The organism is Maribacter sp. 6B07 (assembly GCF_002700155.1).
Taxonomy (GTDB): domain Bacteria; phylum Bacteroidota; class Bacteroidia; order Flavobacteriales; family Flavobacteriaceae; genus Maribacter; species Maribacter dokdonensis.
Genome location: NZ_PDUT01000001.1, coordinates 1,206,195 through 1,231,227 on the forward strand (window position 1 = coordinate 1,206,195; position 25,033 = coordinate 1,231,227).

The following is a 25,033-nucleotide window of genomic DNA, read 5'->3' on the forward strand; positions in this document are numbered from 1 at the left end:
CTTTTATCTAATTACGTACAGATAACCGGTTAATATTTTTTGTTCCCCCCTTGCTGTATAGTATATATCATAATAATAGGTACCAGAAGGTAATTTCTCATTTCTGTTAATGGTGATTCTACCGTCAGACAGACCACTAAAAGCATTGGGGCCATTTTCATAACCTTCTACTTCCCATACCAAAACACCATATCTATTATAGATTTTAACCGAATTTTCTGGAAACCTCTCAATATTGATAATCTCAAAGCTACCATTCATAGAATCTCCCGGTTTTACAAGATCAAGTTCTATATAGATTTCACAATTACTTCCAGATGGTGGTGTACCCCCTAAAGAATCACAAGGATCTAAAGGATCGGTACCATCCATAGTTTCTTGCCCATCCATGATACCGTCTCCATCCGTATCCGGATTATTAGGGTCAGTACCTAAAGTCAGTTCTTCATCATTTGATAAACCATCGTTATCAATATCATTATTAAGTGGTTCATTATCAAAAATGATCAAGACCTCACCTTTACCTATATTTCCTGCTATATCTTCAGCAGTAATCAACAAAGTCAATTCGGGATTGACTATAGGGAAAGTTCCATTTTCTGCTTGATACGTTTCTGTATGAATTTCCCAAATACCATTGATATCTGTATTGATTACATACAGTAATAACAAGCCTGTATCACCAACCTCAACCGTAATATTCAATATCTCATTCGGACTCCCTAAACCAAGTAAAATGGGGTATGTGTCCATTGTTTCAAAACTATCGACCAAAGGTGGATCTATATCAATGGTATACGGATGTTGTACTGACGATGAACCTGTATTGCCATCTATAGTTATCGTGGTGACCGTACCTAGAATACTTAAATCATTGTCCTCCACTAAATCTGAACCAGCAACCGAGATATTAAAAAACCCGTTTGCATCTACAGGACCAGTATAATTATTATTATGAATGGTCAAGGTTACTAGATCACCTTCAGAAAAATCACCTGTAACCCTTCCCGTTACATTAATCTGACCTTGAGATTCATTTTCGTTGACAATGTTATCTGAGGTTATATCATCTATTGTAATTACCGGAAGTACTATAATTGTTTCTTGACAATCTACTACACCATTACCATTGCTATCGGTTTGATCAAATACCACAGTAACCATACTTGTATCGTTAATAGAGCAAGGCAGTATGGAGGCTACGGTATATGTAAATGTGTTGTTACCATTATCGGTCCACGAACCACCAGTATCAGGAGATCCGCTTAATTGAGCAAATAGGGCTGTATTGGTAATCGTATCACCTTCGCAAAAATTTAATGTCCCATCAATGCCTGCATTTGGTTGCGCTTGTTCTACAACGGTTACGATACTTTCATCATCGGTTGTACAAGGTGATGTTGCTGCCACAGTATACGTATGAGTACCATCGCCATTGTCAATCCATGTTCCACCGGTATCGGGTGAACCAGTTAATTGTGCGAACAGATCAGCATTGGTGAATGTTGCGCCTTCGCAAATATTCAATGTTCCATCACCCCCGGCATTTGGTTGTACCTGCTCGGTAACGGTTACAAAACTTTCATCGTCTACAGTACATGGAGCAGTCGTTGCTACTGTATACGTGTGAGTTCCGTCGCCATTATCCGTCCACGTTCCACCCGTATCCGGAGAACCGGTCAGTTGTGCGAACAAGTCCGCATTCGTGAATGTATCGCCTTGGCAAATATTCAATGTTCCGTCAATGCCTGCATTTGGTTGTGCCTGCTCGGTTACCGTTACGATACTTTCATCATCAGTTGTACAAGGTGATGTTGCTGCTACTGTATACGTATGCGTGCCATCGCCATTGTCGCCCCATGTTCCGCCAGTATCCGGTGAACCAGTTAATTGTGCGAACAAGTCTGCATTGGTGAATGTTTCGCCTTCACAAATGTTCAATGTTCCATCACCCCCGGCATTTGGTTGTACCTGCTCGGTAACGGTTACGATGCTTTCATCGTCTACAGTACATGGAGCAGTCGCTGCTACGGTATACGTATGCGTGCCATTGCCGTTGTCGGTCCATGTTCCACCTGTATCCGGAGAACCGGTCAGTTGTGTGAACAGATCCGCATTCGTGAATGTTTCTCCTTCACAAATGTTCAATGTTCCATCGATTCCTGCATTTGGTTGCACTTGCTCTACAACGGTTACGATACTTTCATCATCTACTGCACATGGAGCAGTCGCTGCTACTGTATACGTATGGGTACCATCTCCATTATCAACCCAAGTTCCACCTGTATCAGGTGAACCGGTCAGTTGCGCGAACAAGTCTGCATTCGTGAATGTTTCGCCTTCACAAATATTCAATGTACCATCGATTCCTGCATTTGGCTGTGCCAGCTCGGTTACAGTTACGATGCTTTCATCATCTACAGTACATGGAGCAGTCGCTGCTACGGTATACGTATGCGTGCCATTGCCGTTGTCGGTCCATGTTCCACCTGTATCCGGAGAACCGGTCAACTGTGCGAACAGATCAGCATTCGTGAATGTTTCTCCTTCGCAAATATTCAATGTTCCATCGATTCCTGCATTTGGCTGTGCCTGCTCGGTTACGGTTACGATGCTTTCATCGTCAATTGTACATGGCGCAGTTGCAGTTACCGTGTACGTGTGAGTTCCATCGCCATTGTCAACCCAAGTTCCTCCAGTGTCTGGATTTCCCGTTAACTGTGCGAACAAGTCTGCATTGGTGAATGTCTCTCCGTCACAAATGTTCAATGTTCCATCACCTCCGGCATTTGGTTGAGCTTGCTCTACAACGGTTACGATACTTTCATCATCTACTGTACAAGGTGATGTTGCTGATACTGTATACGTATGTGTTCCATTGCCATTATCAACCCAAGTTCCACCTGTATCTGGATTGCCAGTCAGTTGCGCGAACAAATCATTATTATCAAAAGTATCGCCTACACAAATATTCAGTGTACCATCGATTCCTGCATTTGGCTGTGCCTGCTCGGTTACGGTTACGATGCTTTCATCGTCAATTGTACATGGCGCAGTTGCAGTTACCGTGTACGTGTGAGTTCCATCGCCATTGTCAGTCCATGTTCCTCCAGTGTCTGGATTTCCCGTTAACTGTGCAAAAAGGTCTGCGTTGGTGAATGTCTCTCCGTCACAAATATTCAATGTTCCGTCGCCTCCGGCATTTGGTTGTGCCTGCTCTACAACGTTTACGATACTTTCATCATCTATTGTACAGGGTGATGTTGCTGCTACGGTATACGTATGCGTGCCATCGTTATTGTTGACCCATGTTCCGCCCGTATCTGGATTACCTGTAAGCTGACCAAATAAATCATCATTGTCAAAAGTTGCTCCTTGACAGATATTCAATGTTCCATCACCTCCGGCATTTGGTTGAGCTTGCTCTACAACGGTTACGATACTTTCGTCATCTATTGTACAGGGTGATGTCGCTGCTACGGTATACGTATGAGTACCATTGCCATTGTCGACCCATGTTCCGCCCGTATCCGGGGAACCGGTCAGTTGCGCGAACAAATCCGCATTCGTGAATGTTGCGCCTTCACAAATATTCAATGTTCCATCACTTCCTGCATTTGGTTGTGCCTGCTCTACAACGGTTACGATACTTTCATCATCTATTGTACAGGGAGCAGTTGCTGCCACTGTGTACGTGTGGTTGCCATCGCCATTGTCAGTCCATGTTCCACCCGTATCGGGTGAACCTGTCAATTGTGCGAACAGATCCGCATTGGTGAATGTATCACCTTGGCAAATGTTCAATGTACCATCAATGCCTGCATTTGGTTGCGCTTGTTCGGATACGGTTACGATGCTTTCGTCATCACTTGTACAAGGAGATGTTGCTGCCACAGTATACGTATGTGTTCCATTGCCATTGTCGACCCATGTTCCGCCCGTATCCGGGGAACCGGTCAGTTGCGCGAACAAGTCCGCATTCGTGAATGTATCGCCTTGGCAAATATTCAATGTTCCGTCAATGCCTGCATTTGGTTGTGCCTGCTCGGTTACCGTTACGATACTTTCATCATCTACTGTACATGGAGCTGTCGCTGCTACGGTATACGTATGCGTGCCATTGCCATTGTCGGTCCACGTTCCACCGGTATCCGGGGAACCCGTTAATTGGGCGAACAGATCAGCATTCGAAAATGATGCACTCTGACAAATGTTTAATGTGCCATCGACTCCGGCATTTGGTGGGTCATGCTCAATTACTGTTACAATACTAGTAGCATTAACCGTACAAGGTGCAACAGCAGTTAAAGTATAGGTAAATGTATCATCAAAATTATTAGTCCAGGTTCCACCTGTATCCGGAGCACCTGTTAAAGACGCAAAAAGATCTGCATTCTCAAAAGAATCCCCTAAACAAATGTTCAGGATCCCGTCGATACCAGCATTTGGACAAGTATACACTGTAATATTAACTGTCGCGTATTGTGTATAACCCATTGCATCTGTTATTCCGTAAATAAATGAGTCGGCACCTATAAAGTCCGTACTTGGTGTATAAGAGAAGTAATCATCTTGAGGGTCGGTCGCTGAACCGTTTTCGTTTAAGGAAACACTACCATTGGTGGGGGTACTGACAATAAATATAGCTCCTGAATTAGGACCATTACCTCCAAAATCATCATTAGTGGTTACTAAAATATCAACTGAATTATTCTTTTCTACCGTAGCGGCATCATTTAAAGGAACAGGAAAAAAACTATCTGTAGTATCATTAAGTAAATTACCATCTGTATCATCACCATCATCTGAAATGTCATCTGTATCATCTGGACCGTATGGACTATCGGCAAAAACACTTACCTGATTGATTACTCCACCTTCATTAATTTCGTTTGTAGTCAATACATGGCCAGCAGTATAAGTCGCCACTTCATTTGGCAAAAGAGTTCCTTCTAAAGAACCCATTGTAGAAGATAAGAAATTTGGCGGGGTACTTAATGCTATACTATTTCCACTAGCATCTTTAAAAGTATCGGTTACATCAACATTCGTAACTTTTACGTTACCGGTATTTTCAATTTTTATAGTGTAATCCACTGAATCTCCAGCTTCTACAGGAGAACTAAAGTTATTTATTACAGTTTTGGTAACTTCAATCTCAGGTTCTGCAATAATTAAGTTAGAAAGTACAAACTCCACTTCCTCGTTTAAACCTAAAAGACTACCAGCGAGGTTAACGTCCATATTAATGGATTGAACAGCTTCATCCATTTTCATTGTTCCTCCTCCTGTTCCTGTAGTGTTCCCATTACCACATTCACCACCATTACCACTAATTAGCGAACCTGTATCTACATTAAATTGGGTGTTAGTAAATTCAAAAATAGGACCATTGCGACTAACATTTGACCATGTTCCATTGGTTGATGTAAAAACACCCGTACTAGAACCAGAAAGCAAAGGAAAAGGCAAAATACCATAGGTACCCACCCTATCCACATGAAGTAATGGACTTACAACATATACCGGATCACCGGTAGCCGCATCAAAAAAACGGAATTGCAAAGTACCAAAACGTAAAATAGAGTTTAACGAAATTTCTATTGAACGACTTCCAAATACATCAGGAGTAGGGTCTCCATAAGTAGCATCTGACGTACAACCCATAGTATCTTCACCTAAGATAGATACCCCTAATGAAGGTACTGCCTCTACCCTTACCGCACCATCTGAACTTAAAGATTCCCAAGTGACGGATAAGGGTTGTTGGGTCCAAGTAGTTGTCTGCTGTGAGTATAATGGTTGTATTCCCTGTATCAAAAGAAAAAGAACGGCTAGTCTTTTCCAAAAAGAATTAAGGTTAGAATATGAAGTAATAAGTTTGGTCATTGGCTAAAATAATCCATCCATATTTTTCAAGTTTGAATGGATATTAGTTCGTACGTAAACTAAAGGTAACAGTAGCCTAGTGCCCTATAAATAAATTGTTGTCAACACACCGAAAGTAAAGGTATACCAAGAGATAGCTGTGGCTTGCAAATGGCATTCTTCCCTATTTTTATACTTTACAGAACTTGTAGTAAAAAGATTACAGTTGTTTGAATTTGCAATTTAGCATAAGAAAATTGATCGGTTTAATAGAAAACCTATAACCCAATTCCGGTTAAATCTATATGCACATTAAAGTAATTCTTAGTTGAAGCAATCCCATTTAATAATCAACTTTTCACTTTAATAGACTTGCAAAATTAAAGGCGGCATTTACAAGATTGTCCCTACTCTGCTCCATAGCTTGATTTAAAGTAGAAATGCCTCTTACAATCGATGCCACATAATTTAACCCGAATTTTTGTTGTTGTGCAACGCTAATACTTACCGAGCCACAAAGTGCGGCAACGGGTATATTCTTGGATTTGGCAGATTTTACTACCCCATCTATGGTCTTGCCAGAAAGCGTTTGCTCATCTAACTGACCTTCGCCGGTAATGATCCAATCTGCTCCTTCAATAGCATTGTCAAAATCTGCCAATTCCTTGACCAAATTATTCCCAGAAATTAATTCTCCGTTCAGAAAAACAAGGGCGCCACCACCAACACCACCTGCTGCACCGGAGCCATTTACTTTCTGTAAATCGATTTCATAGCGATTCTTAATAATTTCTGCAAAGTTGCACAAACCCTGATTTAGAAATATAATCTCATTTTCAGAAGCACCTTTTTGTGCCCCATAAATATAAGCAGCACCTTGCAGCCCATAAAAAGGATTGGTGACATCACATGCGACTTTCACTTTTACCCCATCTAACCTATGATGCTTGTTGGAATCATCTATAGTTTTCACCTTTGAAAGATGTTTTCCTATTGGGGATAACTCCAGTCCTTTTTCATCCAAAAACCGAAAACCCAACGCATTTGCCATGCCCATACCACCGTCATTGGTAGCACTGCCGCCAATACCTAAAATAATTTCTGTTGCTCCTTTTTCAAGCGCATCATAAATTAATTCGCCTGTTCCAGATGTTGTCGTTTCCATGCAGTCAAACTCATCTACGTTCAACAATTTTAGTCCTGATGCTTCAGCCATTTCAATGTAGGCTATCTTTGTTTCATCAGAATATAAATAAGAAGCATTTATAGGTCTAAAAAGAGGATCGTTTACAGTAATGGTTACCGTTTCTCCTTTTATATAATGTTTAGCGACTTCCATGGTACCATCACCGCCATCTGCTAAAGGCTTTTTCAAAATTTCGGCATCATTGAACACCATTAGGAGTCCTTCCTCTACGGCATCACAAAATTCGAAACCGGTTAGTGAGCCTTTAAACTTATCTGGTGCTATTACAAATTTCATTACTATAAGATTAATTCAAAATATTTGGTAATGCAACACTAAAAGCAACTATTGCTACAAAGTAGGCCAACAATATTACCACTTCTTTTTTACCAGAATAATATTCTACCTTTAACCCTTCATTTACCCTTCTTTTAACCGTGTAGCTAACACCAAGCGCTACCAATACGGTTACTAAGCACCCCAGTGCATTCCACCAGAACCAAAAAATCTGAGGCACATATAGCCATAGGTAAACATTGAACAATACCCCAACGACTATACCTATATTGGCACCAAGAGCATGAGTTTTCTTGGTAAGTATTGCTAAAATAAAAGCTGCCAAAATTGGACCATAGAAAACAGAACTTATTTTATTGATGACCTCTATGACCGTGCCTTCTATATTGCCTGCAAAAAATGCAAAAAACAAACAGACCAGACCCCAAAAAATAGACAGTAACTTTGAATAGGTCATGTATTTTTTATCTGGCATATTAGGGTTGAATCTTTTTACGAAGTCTTCCATAGTTACGGCAGATAAGGAGTTTACCGTAGAACTCAAGGTAGACATAGCTGCTGACATGATAGCTACGATCAAAATACCGATTACCCCATTTGGCAAATACTTAATTATAAAGACCGGCACCATTAAATCTGCCTTTTTCCCTTGTAATGAAGTTATATTGGCTTGGTACACGGTTTCCATCTGTTCTTGAAAACTAACATCTTGCAACAGCAACGTACCCAACACAAGCCCCATAATGCAATAGGTCAATGTAAACGGAAAACGCAATAATCCGTTTGCCATCATCAGTTTTTTAAGGTTAGACATGCTACTTGAAGATAACAACCGTTGCGATTGGGTTTGATCGGTACCGTAATAAGAAGCGTACAAAAAGAATCCACCAATGACCATGGGCCAAAATCCAAATTCATCATTACCATCTGCATTGTTAAAACCCCATTTGTTAAAATCTACCGCTGTAATTCTATCAGTATCTACATGGGTAAGAAAATTATCTATTCCACCAAGCTCACTAAAACCAAAGTACAAGCATATAATAATGCCAATAAAAAGGATACTCATTTGAATGACATCGCCCCATATCACCGCTTTCATACCACCTTGAAAAGAGTAGACCATGGTAATGAGTCCGATAATTAAAATGGAAATCCAAAAATCCAATCCAATAGTGGCCTGTAAAATTAAGGCCATAGTATATACCATAACCCCTGTAGCTACAGACCTGCTTATTTGAAAAACGAAACTTATTAATAAACGCGATGAAGAATCAAATCTTTTCTCTAAATATTCATATACGCTAACAATACCTGATTTATACAGTGTTGGTAATACCGCAATAAGCAAAAATGCCATTGCCAATGGTACACCAAACTCATACGTTAGCCACTGCATACCCCCACCATCTTTTAAACCGACGAAAGCAGGTGCCGAGATAAAACTTATGGCAGACAGTTGGGTTGCCATTGCCGATAAGCTTAATGGTAGCCATGATGTTTTACGACCACCCAAAAAGTAATCGCCACCAGAGTTGTTTTCCTTGAACATGAAGCCCAAACCTAAAAACCCTGCTAAATAAACAACAATAATGATATAGTCAACGTAGTTCATACCTTAGTTTCTATTTTTTTTAATTAAAAAGCCAACCATAACAATACCGAATATGTAGAATACAATTAAAAAGTAATCAATATAATTCATAACACATCAGTTTTAATCGGTATTCACCATATCAATATATAAAGCGGCGCTCCAAGAGAAATTATTACCGCCGTATCCCGTCTGATTTTTATCTCCGGTATCTCGTCTACAGTCAAAATATTCGTAAAAACCGTATTGCTCTATCAGTTCTAAACTGTCTATTTTAATTCGCTCTGCTAGATCTGTGTAACCGTTACTTCTTAGCCCACGAAAGAGCATCCAGTTCATATTGATCCACACAGGACCTCTCCAATATTTTCTAGGATTAAAACGATCATCAGTAGGATCAAACGATGCACATAGGTATTTATCTTCTCCACCGAACTTCTCCATCATTGTTTTCACTAAAACCTGAGCTCTTTCTTCAGATGGAATATGTGCGAACAAAGGTGAAAAAGACGATGAGGTAATGTGACGAATAGGTTCTTCGTTTCTTAAATCATAATGTACATATGCCCCTAATGCCGCATCGAACAACTTATCATTGAAACTTTTAATACTTTTTGATTGCCATTGAGATAGCGTTGCAATTTTATCTTCATGACCCCCGATCAATTCATATAATTCAATTAACGCCTGATTAGATTTTATAAGCATTGCATTGAACAATGGATCTTGAACCAAAAAGGGGGATAACTCGGCAATTTTAGTATCATCATAATTGTGCTGTTTGGCAATATCGATAAGGTGCAGATAATGATCATACTCCCTTTTAGTAGGGCGCTGGGAAGCATCTACATGTGTAGTATCTTTTCTAACAAATGTATATTCCGGCGGATCCATCGTTTTCCAGATATCATCCCATACTGGGGAGTTGTCCGTACCAGATTCCCAGTTGTGATAAATGTAGACCAACCCTTCATCTTTTGGGTCTCTATTTTTGTAGAAATACACGTGATTGTTAAAAACCTTATCGATCTCTTCTTTGATAAAGTGCAACATATCATCCTTATCTTCTGCAATACGATACATTTCTTGTAACACAAAACCAGAAACCGGTGGTTGTGTCATACCAGTAGACCTATATTTTTTTGATGATAAAGGATGCAATTCAGATTGATGAAAATCTGCCCCAGGGAAATAGGAATCATTCTCCGTATGAAAAACAATATGTGGTATAAATCCGTTTTCCCACTGTGCATCAAGCAAGGTTCGCATTTCGGTTTTGGCTTTTTCTACGTCATAATGAGCAAAACCGATAGCTATAAAACCTGAATCCCACTTCCATTGAAAAGGATACAGCCCTGCACTAGGTATTGTAAATCCACCTTCTTGAAAATTTGCATCCAAGATTGCAATAGCCTTCTTATATAATTCTTTCTTCATATTATCTTGTAAATCACCTTGGGACTAGCCCACTAGGCTTTGAATTAAAAACACAATTATTATGTTGACGCAAGCGTCAGAGCAAATAAATCTCGATTATCGAGTAAAAAACACATTGGCAACTCCTATTATCGCCAATGTGCTCATCAATTAAACTTAAACTAACAACACAAATTTTTAGAAATTGAAAGTAGCCGTTACAAACAATCTTCTAGGTAAAATTGGTCTACCTACAAAGAATTGTGATTCTGTTTGACCTGCTGAACCTGCTCTTGGATTCCCTTCCGTAATTCCGTCACTATCAAATAAATTAAAGACCGATACCCCCAAACGAACCGAATTATTGTTATCCTCTTTTGAGAATGTGTAACCGGCACCTAACCTACCAATGGTTATGGCATCTAATTCTATATTATTGGTATCATCGGTGAATTTTGACCCTGTGTAGTTGAAACCGAAATTGGCATCGAAAACGGCATTGTCATAATACAGTCCCAATCCACCCAACAAGTTTGGCTGTCTGGCCAATTCATTACCAACGTTAGCTTCTGTAGATGTACCGTTTACCAAATCAAAATCCGTATTTTTTGTAATCTCATGGTTTTGGTAAGTTGCATTACCACGTAGATTTAGATATTGTGCAAGGCTATAATCCCAAGTTGCCTCTATACCTATGGTTCTTGTGTTTTGCTCAGCTCTTGTTTCATCTATTAATTGACCACCAACAATTGCCTGCCTAATGGAAATACGATCTTTAAGACCTACGTAATACCCTGCCACCGAACCAGAGAATTTTTGGTTTCCGAATTTGGCACCAGCTTCAAACTGAATAATGTTCTCAGCATCGTACGGACTTTCAGAAATACCTGCTACCGGAGCAAAACCTCTTAGTTGTGGAAAAAAGTATCCTTTAGAAAAGTTTGCGTATAGATTGGTAGTTTCGGTTAACTCATAAAGACCTGCAAGTGATAGCGCCCAAGCATTTGCATTTACTTCTGTTCTTAAGAACGTACCATCTGCAGTTTGCACGTCACTTAACTCAGCAGTAAGTTCCGGATCAGCATATACCGTTTCGCTCATAATACCACCACGGCTATTGATACCATCTGTATGTTCCCATCTAAAACCAACATCAAAACGCCATCTTTCTAAAATCATCTCATCGGTAACATATAATGCTAATCTATTTTGAGAAAGAAAGTTATTGGCAGTTTGACCAATACGGTTATATAAACCGCCTTGAGAATACACTACATTATTTCCACTGGCATCGGTATAATTTAAGTTTACCAATTGAGGGTTATTATTGAACTCTGTCAACACTCTATATTGATAATTTACATCTTCTGCTTCTGTACGGGCTATATAAGAACCTACGGTTATGTTATGGTTACCACCATTTGCTGTTTCAATAGATTTAGTAAGGTTGATCTCACCAGAATAATCTGTCATTGGACGTAAACGATCCACATGTAAATTATCGATTACCAAGTCGTTACCGTTAATTTGAGCACCTGACCCACTTTGGTAAGCAGCAGTATATCCTAAATTACCAGGAGCGATACTTTCTACATAATTATCTAATGTTATCGGGTTTCCGTTTGTTCCATTTCCTCCTACATACAGGGCAAAGTTGTGCTTGTAATTTGCATATTTAATTTTGGAGGTCAATTTAAGGTCGTCTTCAAATCTGTAATTGAAATCACCCATAAGGTAACCACCAGAAGTAGCAACACCATCTGAAATAGGACTATTATAGGTTCCACCTGGTGTGTTGAACGAGGTATTTGCCAAATCACCGGATAACAATTGCTCAACCGGGTCACCATCATTACCGTTTATACGTTCTCTACTACCACCACTTAATGGAATTGGAAGGTAAAATTGAGCTTTGTCGTCAATAAACTGTCCGCTTAACGTAAAAGAACCGTTATCGAATTTCTTTTTAATATTACCTCTAAACTGAACACCTTTTGTTGGAAGACCAACATCTATAGGACCTCTATCATGACGAACAAAACCAGTAAAAGCGTAATACGTGTTAGAATCTTCACCACCTAGTTGACCACCGGAATAGAAGTCCGTTTTTATTCTACCTTGGTTGGCCACTTCAATATTAATAATGTTACCAGGGTTTGTATCGCCAGTTTTACTTGTGTAGTTAATAATACCGGCAACAGAACCTGCACCATATAATACAGCTGCACCACCACGAACAAATTCAACACCTTTAAAACCTATATCTGGTCTTGCATAGACATCATGCGCAGAAGAATTTAGTCCGAAAGAACTAATTAAAGGCATTCCGTCATATTGTAACGGGTTAAAAACATACTGACCACCGGAAGGCAAACCTCTAACGAATATATTACTTGCCGTTTCACCACCACCACCTTCAGCGGTAATACCTGGGACACTTCTAAGAATATCTGCCTGACTGTTAGCAGATAGCTTAGTTATTTCTTTCATTTTTACAGAACTGATAGATAAAGGAGCCTGTTTTTGAGAACGAAATGTACTTGATGCGGTTAAAACTACCTCATCTAATAACTGACCACCTTCTTGAAGCACTACATTTACCGTTTGTGTAGTACCATTTAAGGTCAAAGATTTATCTACCGAAGTAAAACCGATATATGATATACGTAATATCTGCTCACCTGTAAGGTCTGTTGAAAAAGAAAAATTACCATCAAAATCTGATGTTGTACCCGAAGTGCTACCTACTATTAAAATATTTGCACCGGGAATAGGGTCTCCTAAATTGTCCGTTACGGTTCCAGAAATATCGGTCTGTGCAAAGGAGCTTGCACTGATAAGAAGTCCGATTACCGCAAAAATAATTTTCTTCATAATGTTTGAGTTTTTATAAGTTGAGTCGATTTAAATTATCAAATCGTTGATTATGAAGCCAAATTATATGAATACAGCATTCTATTAACCAAAAATTAACGAATTACCAATGCAAACGTTTGCGCAAACGTTTGCAATTTAATTTGTAATATTGTTATTCTTTTGAATTCCATATAATTTACTCATTTTCAATCATGAGCAAAAAAAGAAATACCACATTAAAAGAACTTTCTAAAGAACTGAGTTTATCAATTTCAACAGTTTCAAGGGCGCTGAACGATCACCCAGATATTAGTCTTGCGACCAAAGAGAGAGTCAAAAAACTAGCCAAGCAAATGAATTATGTACCTAATTTATTTGCCAGAGGCTTTCGTTCAAGAGAAACACACATACTAGGTGTTATAGTACCTAACATCTCGCACCTATTTACTTCTACCATTATAAAAGGTATTATTGAGGAAGCTGAATTAAGTGGGTACAGAGTAATTATCTCAGAATCTAATAATGACGACGCCAAACAAGTAGAAATGTTAAACACCATGACACAGTTTGGAGTTGACGGAGTACTAATGTCATTGGCCAGAAAGACAAAAGATGTAGAAGAATTATTAAAGGTTTTAAATAGAATACCTATTGTATTATTTGACAAAGTATCAAGTAAAATACCTTGCACCCAAGTAGTTATCAATGAAGAAGAAGCTGCTTTTAACGCTGTTGAACATTTAATTGAACTCGGTAAGAAACGAATAGCCATTATTAAAGAAACTGAAAACTCATACAACTCAGAAAAGAGATTTGCCGGCTATTTGCGTGCTTTAAACCAATATAAAATACCCGTACGGGACAAGTTGATTTTAAGCACAGAAGATATTTCATTAGGCAATGGAAGGCGGTTGGCCAATATTCTCATTAGTATGAAAAAACGTCCAGATGCCATTTTTGCCATTACCGATAATGCTGCAATTGGTGCTATAAAGGCATTACATAAATTTAAGATCAAAATACCCGATGAAATTGCCGTAGTAGGTTTTAGCAACTCTATCAACTCAACCATCATCAGTCCGGCTTTGACCACTGTTGACCAACCTGGCGACAAGATCGGTAGAACAGCAGTTCGGTTTCTAATTCAAGAAATAGAAAGTCAACCCAACGAAGTACATACTAAAACTGTTGAGATAAAGACCAGTTTGATCGTTAGGGATTCTTCACTAAAAGCTTAAAATAAAACCACTTGTTATAACGGAATATTACCATGTTTTTTCTTTGGCAAAACCGCTACTTTATTTTCAAGCAAGGTATAGGCTTTTATGAGTTTCCTCCTGGTGTCTTTAGGAAGAACAACCTCATCTATAAATCCTCTTTGTGCAGCACTATAGGGGTTGGCAAATAATTTTGCATATTCCGCCTCCTTTTCCGCTAATTTTGCTTCTGGGTCATCAGCAGCGTTTATTTCCTTCCTAAAAATGATCTCACTTGCACCTTTGGCTCCCATAACGGCAATTTCCGCTCCAGGCCACGCATAATTTAGATCGGCACCAATATGTTTGGAGTTCATAACATCATACGCACCGCCGTATGCTTTTCTAGTAATTACGGTTACTTTAGGTACCGTTGCTTCACTTAGGGCATACAGTAATTTTGCACCGTTTGTGATAATACCGTTCCATTCTTGATCAGTGCCCGGTAAAAACCCAGGAACGTCTACCAATACTAAAAGCGGAATATTGAAACAATCGCAAAAACGAGTGAAGCGCGCAGCCTTTTTAGAGCTATCAACGTCTAACACCCCTGCCAAACTAATAGGTTGATTGGCAACAATACCAATACTTTTGCCTGCCAACCTAGCGAACCCTACAACAATATTATCTGCATAGGCCTTATGTATTTCAAAGAAGGTATCCTCATCAACAATACCATTGATGACATGGCGCATATCATAGGGCTGATTTGCATTCTCAGGAATAATATCTTCCAATACATCACGTACCTCATTACCAAGTGTATAGGGAACATCTGCTGGTTTATCTTCACAGTTTTGAGGCATATACCCGATTATCTGCTTAATTTGTTCTATACATTGAATATCATTAGCAGCCGTTAAATGTGTAACACCAGATTTAGTGGCATGTGCCGATGCGCCACCAAGTTCTTCTGATGTCACTTCTTCATTGGTTACCGTTTTTACCACATTAGGACCAGTGACGAACATGTAGCTAGAGTTTTCTACCATTAAGGTAAAATCGGTCATTGCTGGCGAATATACCGCACCACCGGCACAAGGCCCCATAATAGCCGAAATTTGGGGAATTACTCCCGATGCCATTACGTTCTTATGAAAAATATCCGCATAACCACCTAAGGATCGTACACCTTCTTGAATACGGGCACCGCCACTATCATTAAGACCGATCAGTGGAACACCTATTTTCATGGCCATATCCATAATCTTACAGATTTTTTCGGCATGTGTTTCAGACAAGGCACCACCAAAAACGGTAAAGTCCTGAGCAAAGACGCAAACTTGTCTTCCGTTGATCGTACCATATCCAGTGACTACTCCGTCCCCATAAAAAACTTGTTTTTCCATACCAAAGTCTTTGGTACGGTGGGTAACCAAGGCACCCATCTCTTCAAATGAACCTTCATCCAATAAAAAATGTATTCTTTCATGAGCAGTTAACTTTCCTTTGGCATGCTGTTTATCAATACGTGCTTGACCTCCACCCAATTTGGACAATGCCAGTTTTTCCGCTAAAATCTCTTTATTATCTTTCATGCTACTCGTTCAAATCTTATTTGCAATTCTACACTCTACTCTTCTGCCAATTAGAAGAATTTTTGGACGGAACCTTTAAAACCTTTTCATTTTCCTTATACAATTTCAATGCTACCAAGGCCGCTATTCTTCTTTCTTCGGCATATTGCATTTCTAAATGTTCTGGCGAATAGTAGTTTTTAACAAAATGGGTATCAAAATTACCTGAAGTAAAGGCTTCATGTTCACAGACAAACTTTCCAAAAGACAAGGTTGTGGCAACACCCTCTACTTTATAATTTTCAATAGCCTTTATCATTAATTGGATAGCTTCTTCCCTGGTTTTACCATAGGTAATCAACTTGGAAAGCATGGGATCATAATAAATAGGCACTTCCATACCTTCTTCAAAACCGTCATCAACACGAATACCCTCACCTACCGGTACTTTATAGGTGGTTAATGTTCCTATACTGGGCATAAAATCTGTTAAGGGATCTTCTGCATACACCCGCACTTCAAGCGCATGACCGTTTATTTTTAAATCTTCTTGAGTAAAAGCCAACGCTTCTCCACGAGCTACTTTGATTTGTTGCCCTACCAAGTCGACCCCAGATATCAACTCAGAAACAGGATGCTCTACTTGCAACCTGGTGTTCATTTCCAAGAAATAAAAATTCTTGTTTTCATCCAACAAAAACTCTACCGTACCAGCACCTACATAATCGCAAGCTCTAGCTACTTTTATGGCGGCTTCTCCCATTGCATCTCTTATTTCTGGAGTAAGTACAGCTGAAGGAGCTTCTTCCACTACTTTTTGATGTCTTCTTTGAACACTACATTCCCGTTCAAATAGATGTACAATATTACCATGGGTATCGGCAAGAACCTGAATTTCTATATGTCTGGGCGAGCCTACATATTTTTCAATAAAAACCGATCCGTCACCAAATGCCGCTTGTGCCTCACTTATTGCCCTTTGCATCTGCTCTGGTAAATCCTCTAACTTTTCAACCACCCGCATTCCCTTACCACCACCGCCAGCAGAAGCTTTAATTAAAATTGGAAATCCTATTTCTTTAGCCACCTTTTCGGCTAAGGCCACGTCTGTTATAGCTTCTTCAATACCAGGAACCATAGGAATATCATAATCGCGAACAGCCTCTTTTGCCGCTAGTTTATTCCCCATCACTTTAATGGCATGAGGTTTAGGTCCAATAAAAGTGATTCCGTTGTCCTCCACCATTTGTGCGAAAGTCGCATTTTCACTTAAAAATCCGTAACCAGGGTGAATACCATCTGCACCTGTACCCTTTGCTGCGTTAATTACTTTTTCCATCACAAGATACGATTCTGATGAAGGGGCAGGACCAAGTAAAACTGCCTCATCTGCAAACTTCACATGTGGAGAATGACGGTCAACTTCAGAATATACAGCTACGGTTTTAATGCCCATTTTTTGAGCGGTCTTCATTATCCGTAATGCTATTTCACCTCTGTTGGCTATTAGTATTTTTTTCATTAAAACTTAATTTTCCTTTTATACAATGGTGGCTATAAGATTGTTTCTATTCCATTTCAATAATTAAGTGCCCTTTCTCAACAGCATCATCTTTTTTAACTTCAACTGATTTTATTACGCCTTCGCCCTGAGCCAGAATAACATTCTCCATCTTCATAGCAGATAGTACCAGTAAAGGAGTACCCTCTATAACCTCCTGCCCTACTTCTACCAAAACATCCACAATTAACCCGGGCATGGGTGCTTTTACCTCGTTTAGTTTTTGAGTAGTTACCGCCAGCAATCCCATCTTTTTAATTTGCTGATCATACTCATCTTCAAGTTTAACATCATAAATATTTCCGTTGATGGAAAGGGTAATGGTCTTGTTCAAAAAATTGGAATGTATTATTTCTACGTCAAAAGCGCTATTCTTATCTAAAACATGTAGCGTATTCTCATTGACCAATATACTATCTAAAGAATCTACGTCACTAGTGCTACATTGTAATTCTTCTTTGTTTACGGTAATTAAGTAATTTGACATATTTGGATCTTATAAATACAATAGTTAAGTAAACCAAAGATATCGAAAAAGATTGGGGATGGATTTTGCCGTATTGAAATGACCTGTTCCGTTGATTATTTGAATAACAGGGGATACTTATAATTTAAAATGGTATGCCGAATAGAACACTGAATCTCATATAATCTCGCGAAGAATTGATTTTATTTAAAAAAGTAGAAGTCTCGGTCAGAACGAAGCAAAGCACCGTAAACATTGACCAAAAACAAAAAATCCAACCTAAATAATTAGATTGGATTTCGTTTTTTGCTCCCCCTCTTGGGCTCGAACCAAGATGAGTAACTACTTAAATTCCAACTATTTGTCAACTCGCCAACTTAATGGGTATCCGAATTGTATGCCTTATTTTCATTGATTTTATATAAAAGTAATACTAAACTATTTCTTTAGTATTTCAATTAAAGAATTAACATAGTCAATTCTTGATTGTTCAATTTTTTCTTTTTGAACATTTTTTAAATATCTTCTTTTTGATTTTTTTAATTTCTTAATCCAATAGCTATCTAATTCTCTATCATTTTTTTCAATATAAATACCAATAGAATTACAATCACTGATCAATAAATCTAAAGCCCATTCTTGAGGTCTTAGATTGAAAAGCTCAAAAAAATACTCTCCAGATTTAATACTATACTCTAAAGCTTTGACATGCGCCTCTATGCTGAAATAAAAAACAGAACGTTGTCTATTTAATAAAGCTAAATATTCCAATTGTTCGTAAACTGGTAGCTCATTAACAATCATCTTTTCCAGTTCAAAATAATTTTTTTGAATTGTCAGTTTATCATAATTTCCAGATAATGATTGGAATAAGGTATTATCTAAAATTACGGGAATACATAATTTAAAATATCTTTCTGGTAAATTTTCTTTATAATAATCTAATATCATGAATATATAATAATACAGCTCGCTTATGTAGTCACTATCCTTTTTTGGACTTAATGTTCTGATAACATTTTTATACAAAAAAATTAATTTACTATCAATATGACCTGTAAAATTATTATTACCTTCAAAGAAGATGTCTAATTCATTTGTGTCTATATATAGATTAATGGCAGTACCAAATATCTCCCTTGCTTTATTAATATCTTTAATTTTATCTCTCAAAAAAATACCATAACTATTAAGAAAATCTATCCTTTCAATTCTGTTGTTTTCTTTATCATGTAATTTGTATAATAAATCAATTTTCTCATAGTAATCATTTATTTCATCTATACTTAAATTTACTTTTGAGATTCTAATGAATGTTAAAATTGTGTCTATATATAAATCAAAATAAGAATCATTATTTGAGCTATATAAATCTTTAGCTATATTTAAAGCTTGATTTATAGTTTTAAATGCTAAATCATGTTTATACTCTTTGTTATAATAATATAATGCTGATAAATTTATAAGAGTATGGATATAGTTACCTTTCGCCGTATTCTTGTGATAAAGATTAGCTCGAATTTCTTTTGCTTCTAATAATAATTTTTCGGCTTTCTTAAATTCACCATTAGAAGCATAATAACCCCCAAGATTATTTAAAGCACAACTTTTTAAAAATAAATCGTCCTCTTTATCAAAGACCTCAGTGTAAAGACCAACTAGTTTTTTATTATTTAAGATTTGATATACAGATGCAAGTTCTAATTTAAAAGTTAAATTATCTGGACTAAATTTTATTCCAGTTTTATAATCTGCTATTGAGCCTTTAATATCATTTTTTAATAATTTTAACCTTGCTTTTTCAAGCAAAATTGACATATCCTCTTCAAATTGATTAATGGCGTCATTTTTAATTTTATTTTGATCGGATATATTGTCATCAGCAATTTGAATTGTAGTTTTGTTTTCTTTTAATCTAGATTCAATCTCAAGGTTTTCAAATACAATAAGTGCTAAATCAAAATTACCATTTTGAATATATTGAAAACCCTCTTGATAAGAAGATGATTTATCATCCAATATAGTTCTTGACCACTTACTAGATATTAATGATATTAGGTTGTTCTTACTCAATAATCTAGTTTCTAACTCCCTATTATCTATTGTTTCATTAATAAACAAATTACTTAATTCAGTAATAATACTATCTTTTAAATAAATTTTTTCTTTATAAATATCCTTTGATATATAATTTTCAAGTTTATTTTCATAAATCAAACGATTTCTTTCCAATTGCGACTCTGTAGAAAGGGTAATTAAAATTTCATCAGTTTGACCTAAAAAGACACTTAATTGGCTTTTATCAACTACAAAATATCCTGGTTTAGTGACTTTTAATTTAAATTCTGTAAGCAAAGGTCGATCGGAAACAATAAGATGAAATCTACCATCTGAGTCGGTAAGTTGAGATTTACAATTTCCACTAGGGCAATCAATTTCAATAAGAGAATTTTCTATATATTCATAGTTTCCTGTTTCATATTTACTATTCATTACTACTACTCTTCCGAAAATGGAAATATCTTTTTGTGAGTGCACCCTCGTAATTGTCAAGGTGAATAGAATTAATAGTAGTGTTAATTTCATTCTTTAATTAATAAAATATCCAAACCTTGTTTTGTATGTACAGGAACATTTCCCTTTACAATTGCTTTATATCCATTTTTCTCAAAGCGAACATCTTGAAGTTTTTTTTGATATTTATTTGGGATTTTTAACTCATAATATCCAAATTTATCAGAATAAGTTGAAATATTTCTGATACTTACCCTAACACTATCTAGACCCTTATTGTTTTTAGAATCAAAAATGCTTCCGTAAATCGAATCAGTTTCATATAATTTAACCTCCAAATGAATAGAAGATTTATCATTAACAGTATATAAACTGTCTAATTGAATTGGTCTATATGGCTGTTGATGATTTATAAAGATTTTTACTTTTTTCCCCTTAAAAACTGATGGTATTTCCTTAAAGGTAGCTTCTCCTTTTTCATTTATGGTAGCCTCTCTTTTATCTGATTTAAGTACTAAAACTACCTTACCGTCATTTTTTAAAATTAAGTCGTCTAATCCTTTTGGACCATGAACAAAAACTGTAAAAGTTAATGAATCAATCTTTGGAGTTTTTGAATCTAAGTTCCAGAGGTACGAACCTAAATATGTAAATAGCAAAATAGGTAAACCATAAAAAAGATATATTTTATATCTGTAATACAACTCTTCAAAGAAGGTTTGATGATTCTTTAAATATTCCTTTCCTTTTATGGTAATTTTTGCCCTTATAAATAGGTCTTTCAAATCAACTGTATTAGAAGATTCGGAAGTAGAAATAAATCTCAACTCAGGACTACAATCAAACTTTGCAAGTTCATATTCCTCTAAGTAGTTTACTAATTCATTAGCCTCATTACTAGTAAAACCTTTCTTTAATAAAGTCGGAACAATGTCAATTGAATCTAATTGATTTAACTTTCTTAAAATAGAATTAATTTTGTTATCAGTCTTTTCCATAAAATGTTAACCTAAAGAACTCTAAAGATAAATCTTACAGTAATAAAAGGGCAGTTCTAAAACTACCCTTTATCAAATTTTATTCACTATTCATATGCCCATAAGTATCCTCTACTAGATTTTCTCTCCCCTCTACAACATCTAGCAATACAGGTTTTAGAAACTCCCGTTTCATTAGAGGCATCAGAAACAGATTCAAAAATTTCAACTATTTTTCCATTGATATTTTTTTGAATTACTTTTTTCTTTCTATTATCCTCATTAAAAATGATGTTTAAATCATTAGACTTATAACTCCAATAATATCCTCTATAAGTTTTATTATTACCCAGACACACATTTGAAATAGACTTTGATTTTCCTAACACCGACAATGCAGCCCAAGCCAATGAAGGCCATTCTCCTACATTTAACCCCCATTCAGTATATTGGTATATTTTCTTCTTAAAACCTCCTCCAACGTCCTTATTATAGCCATTTTCCATGGTTTGATATGCTTTTATATGCATAGATTCTTTTAATGCTAACTCGTTTAAATCAGTAGCAGTATCTATAACCTCCCATTGGAAAGCTTCGGGACCATAAGTCCCGATTGCTTCATGAAAAAAACTCCCATTACCTGTTTTAGATTTGTATATATGGTCAGCCTTTCTTTCTTCAATGCTTTTAGTTGTTGCACCTATGTAGAGCATGCCGTTTTCAAGGTTCTCTACCTTGTAAATTTTATACTCTGCCTTCATCATCTGTATTGATTGTTATATTGTAAGTTCCTTTTCCTGTTCTTTCCAAAAAACCTTCATCTTGCAATACTTTGATTTTTTTGTAGCAAGTGTCTTTGGACATAGTATTGGTTTCAACAAATTCTTTAGTTATCTCTTCGGATGAAATAGTCTGACTACCCAAACTATACTGACTAACTAAAAAGTCTTTCATCTTCTCTGAGTTTTTAGAATCTTTTCTTCCATCAGAACTGGAATCTGCATATATTTTATAAACGTTCTCTGTTCCAACCACTTCAAACCATCGGTCATCAGAAACTTTATATAACGTTGCTTCACGACTATCACATTCTACATATTTATTGAATAACATATGCGAATAATTCCCACCTTTAGCAGTAGGTATTGGAGAAAAACTAAAGGCGAATTCAAATTCCTGTTGAACAAATCTACTACCGGCTAAATTATGCTGATCTGTAGGCTTGTCATTTCCTTTAACATTGTGATGAACAATTATAATCGTCTTATTTAAGCTTTTTATATACTTTCTAAAGGTTTGAGAAAATTTTTGAAAAACTGAACTTTTCTCTATTTCGCCTATACACATATGACCTAAGCTATCAATGAAAATAATTTCTGCCTCTGAAGCTGTAATGTAATCTCTTAATAGTATCCAATCTACATCTGTGTTCAAAAACTCAGGAAAGTCTTCTGGTGTGGAAATATAGTTTTCTGAAAATAGCTCGATTTCCATTTCACTTAACCTATCTATTTGTTCTAAATTTCGAGCACTTCTTAATCTATAACTTTCCTCTAGGTTTACAAACAAAATCTTCCTTGGAATACCATCCAATTTATTGCCGTAAAACTCATGCTTACCTACACTTATACTAATTGCTAAATTTTCTGCAAATGTCGTTTTCCCAGTTTTAGCTACACCTGAAATTAAACCACAGGAACCTTCTGGAATTCCTTTCCAAATAAATTTTGGTTTAGGTTCCTTTTTTACTCTTTTAATTAAATCAATTGCTTTTACAATTTTAATCTTTGCATCTTCTTCATTTGAATCTTTAAATTCTTCCATCTATTCTTTCATTTAGTCCGACTAGTCCGTCTAGTCAGGACATTATTTCAGAAGCCTATAATTTTCTGAATAATTATTTTAAGTAGAGAATAGGCTTGTTCTAGAGAAGAAATTAAGTGGAATGAATGACATTTACATATTGTCTTTCCGATTCATATCTTACTAGTCTCATATAGAAACTCTACTTTATAATCGAAAAGACTAAAAAAAAGCCATTCTCTTGTATGAGTAATGGCTTGAATTTTTTGAAGACTAAGACGTGTTTATATTCAGTTGTCTTTAATCTAGTTATAAATTTTATGTGGTAGGGTACAGTTGTGAAGTCTTAAACTAAAAAAGGCATCAAACCTTTTCGATTTTGGTAAAAATACAACATAATGTCTTAATAAAACAAGTTTTTTAACACTTTTAACATTATTTACTTGTTTTATCCGAATTTTATTAATAATAAAAGGCTGTATTTGTTACTTTAATCAGATATTGCATACAAAATACAGCCTTAAACAAGTTAAGCTTAAAACGTTTTCAGGGGGCTTTTTAGTTTTTAGAGCAAAAAGTCCGTCTCAAAAGTTGGTTATCAAAATACAATATAAAAATCTCTTTAATTTAAAATGTCAAAATGATAATAATGAAATAGCCTTTGCTCTATTTCATATACGACACTTAATTCTTTTGAAATGCGAATCCTCTCTACTACATACACCTCATTTTGTAATATTAAGTTATGGTCGTTAATTCCAATAACATTAAAAGGACATCTCAGTTCAAGCAATGTATTATTCGCATCCACAATTAAAATGCTGAAAGGAGAAGCGTATTCTAATAAGTGAACTAATTCATTATTTTTCATTGAAGCGCTATGTATTATTAATTAAACTAAACTTCAACAATTCAAGAAACGACTGAATTTAGGCTGTTAATACTTGTTCTTATTTCTGTACTAGGTTTCTGATTAGGAAGCATACACCACTCTACTAACATCAAACCCGTTTTATTACTAATTATAAATTCTTGAGTAGAAAACAATCCTGTCCTATCCTTTGTGACTCTAACTTGATTTTGATTTCCTGTGAACTCAAAGTTTAATGTGAGTTCATACTGAAAATCGTTCCTAGTCTCTTCTTTGGTTCCAAGTTTACATACCGTTAATTTACCTTTATCATCTTTTCCTATTACGTATTCTATCTTCCGCCTTACGGTTGTAATTATATGACAAGATGAATTAAGAATACTACTTATAAATTTTTGATGTCTTGGGGTTATTTTATTCCAATCCTGAAACCGTCCCCCTAAATTCCTATGAAGATCTAAACAACCTCCGACACCTTTCCACTCATGAGTAATTGAATCAATTATTATAACCTCCATAGAAGCGTTTTCACAGTCTTTAATCGCTTTAATAAAGTTTTCTGGACTATAGGGCTCTTTTAACTTAAGAACATTAAATCTACCTAAATGCGCATATAGATTAGAACTTCCATTTTCAGTGTCGATAACAGCTATTTTAGTCCAATCCCCAGTAATACCATAAGCTAGTAGCAATGCACTATAACTTTTACCAGAACCTGAAGCACCACTTAAACCAATTCTTAATTTAATATCTTTTTTCTCTGCTTTTTTTAATTCCATATCATGTGTATTAATGATTACTTAAAGATTTTATTAGTACTTATATCAAAAAAAAAGAGAGCCATAAGGACC

14 protein-coding genes are annotated in these 25,033 nt (G+C 36.3%); 1 reads left to right on the top strand and 13 read right to left on the bottom strand.

All coding sequences use genetic code 11. From position 1 onward, the window contains the following. Positions 1-3: 3 nt before the first annotated feature. From CSC80_RS05060 to CSC80_RS05080, 5 genes are all read right to left on the bottom strand, one after another. Complete coding sequence (locus CSC80_RS05060) at positions 4-5,889, bottom strand: gliding motility-associated C-terminal domain-containing protein (RefSeq protein WP_099190233.1); 5,886 nt, start codon at positions 5,887-5,889, stop codon at positions 4-6. 337 nt (positions 5,890-6,226) lie between these two features. Beyond that, complete coding sequence (locus CSC80_RS05065) at positions 6,227-7,351, bottom strand: glycerate kinase (RefSeq protein WP_099190235.1); 1,125 nt, start codon at positions 7,349-7,351, stop codon at positions 6,227-6,229. Positions 7,352-7,361: 10 nt separating this feature from the next. Continuing rightward, positions 7,362-8,966 (bottom strand): sodium:solute symporter, encoded by a 1,605-nt coding sequence (locus CSC80_RS05070; RefSeq protein ID WP_074671275.1) that lies wholly within the window; start codon positions 8,964-8,966, stop codon positions 7,362-7,364. A 102-nt stretch (positions 8,967-9,068) separates the two neighbouring features. After that, entirely contained in the window at positions 9,069-10,382 is a 1,314-nt protein-coding gene (locus tag CSC80_RS05075; RefSeq protein WP_099190237.1) for a trehalase family glycosidase, read from the bottom strand. A 177-nt stretch (positions 10,383-10,559) separates the two neighbouring features. Then, positions 10,560-13,235 carry a TonB-dependent receptor gene (locus tag CSC80_RS05080; RefSeq protein WP_099190239.1) on the bottom strand — a complete coding sequence of 892 codons (2,676 nt, stop codon included), beginning with the start codon at positions 13,233-13,235 and terminating at the stop codon, positions 10,560-10,562. 194 nt (positions 13,236-13,429) lie between these two features. On the opposite strand from CSC80_RS05080, the gene CSC80_RS05085 reads away from it, so the two are divergent. Further along, positions 13,430-14,455: a LacI family DNA-binding transcriptional regulator gene (locus tag CSC80_RS05085; protein WP_099190241.1), complete on the top strand. Its 1,026-nt coding sequence runs from the start codon at positions 13,430-13,432 to the stop codon at positions 14,453-14,455. Positions 14,456-14,469: 14 nt separating this feature from the next. Here the strand turns inward: CSC80_RS05085 and CSC80_RS05090 are convergent, their stop codons facing one another. From CSC80_RS05090 to CSC80_RS05130, 8 genes are all read right to left on the bottom strand, one after another. After that, positions 14,470-16,011, bottom strand: a complete 1,542-nt coding sequence (locus CSC80_RS05090; protein ID WP_099190243.1) for an acyl-CoA carboxylase subunit beta — start codon at positions 16,009-16,011, stop codon at positions 14,470-14,472. A 28-nt stretch (positions 16,012-16,039) separates the two neighbouring features. Beyond that, entirely contained in the window at positions 16,040-17,512 is a 1,473-nt protein-coding gene (gene accC, locus CSC80_RS05095) for an acetyl-CoA carboxylase biotin carboxylase subunit (RefSeq protein WP_099190245.1), read from the bottom strand. A 46-nt stretch (positions 17,513-17,558) separates the two neighbouring features. Continuing rightward, entirely contained in the window at positions 17,559-18,038 is a 480-nt protein-coding gene (locus CSC80_RS05100) for an acetyl-CoA carboxylase biotin carboxyl carrier protein subunit (protein WP_099190247.1), read from the bottom strand. A gap of 417 nt (positions 18,039-18,455) precedes the next feature. After that, positions 18,456-20,603 carry a tetratricopeptide repeat protein gene (locus CSC80_RS05105; protein ID WP_099190249.1) on the bottom strand — a complete coding sequence of 716 codons (2,148 nt, stop codon included), beginning with the start codon at positions 20,601-20,603 and terminating at the stop codon, positions 18,456-18,458. Next, positions 20,600-21,529, bottom strand: a complete 930-nt coding sequence (locus CSC80_RS05110; protein WP_099190251.1) for a carboxypeptidase regulatory-like domain-containing protein — start codon at positions 21,527-21,529, stop codon at positions 20,600-20,602. Before CSC80_RS05110 ends, CSC80_RS05105 begins: the two co-directional genes overlap by 4 nt. Before the next feature lie 86 nt (positions 21,530-21,615). Further along, positions 21,616-22,272 (bottom strand): NUMOD1 domain-containing DNA-binding protein, encoded by a 657-nt coding sequence (locus tag CSC80_RS05115; protein WP_236973325.1) that lies wholly within the window; start codon positions 22,270-22,272, stop codon positions 21,616-21,618. Continuing rightward, entirely contained in the window at positions 22,253-23,332 is a 1,080-nt protein-coding gene (locus tag CSC80_RS05120; protein ID WP_099190255.1) for an AAA family ATPase, read from the bottom strand. Before CSC80_RS05120 ends, CSC80_RS05115 begins: the two co-directional genes overlap by 20 nt. Positions 23,333-24,223: 891 nt before the next feature. After that, complete coding sequence (locus tag CSC80_RS05130; protein WP_099190259.1) at positions 24,224-24,961, bottom strand: AAA family ATPase; 738 nt, start codon at positions 24,959-24,961, stop codon at positions 24,224-24,226. Between the last annotated feature and the right edge of the window lie 72 nt (positions 24,962-25,033).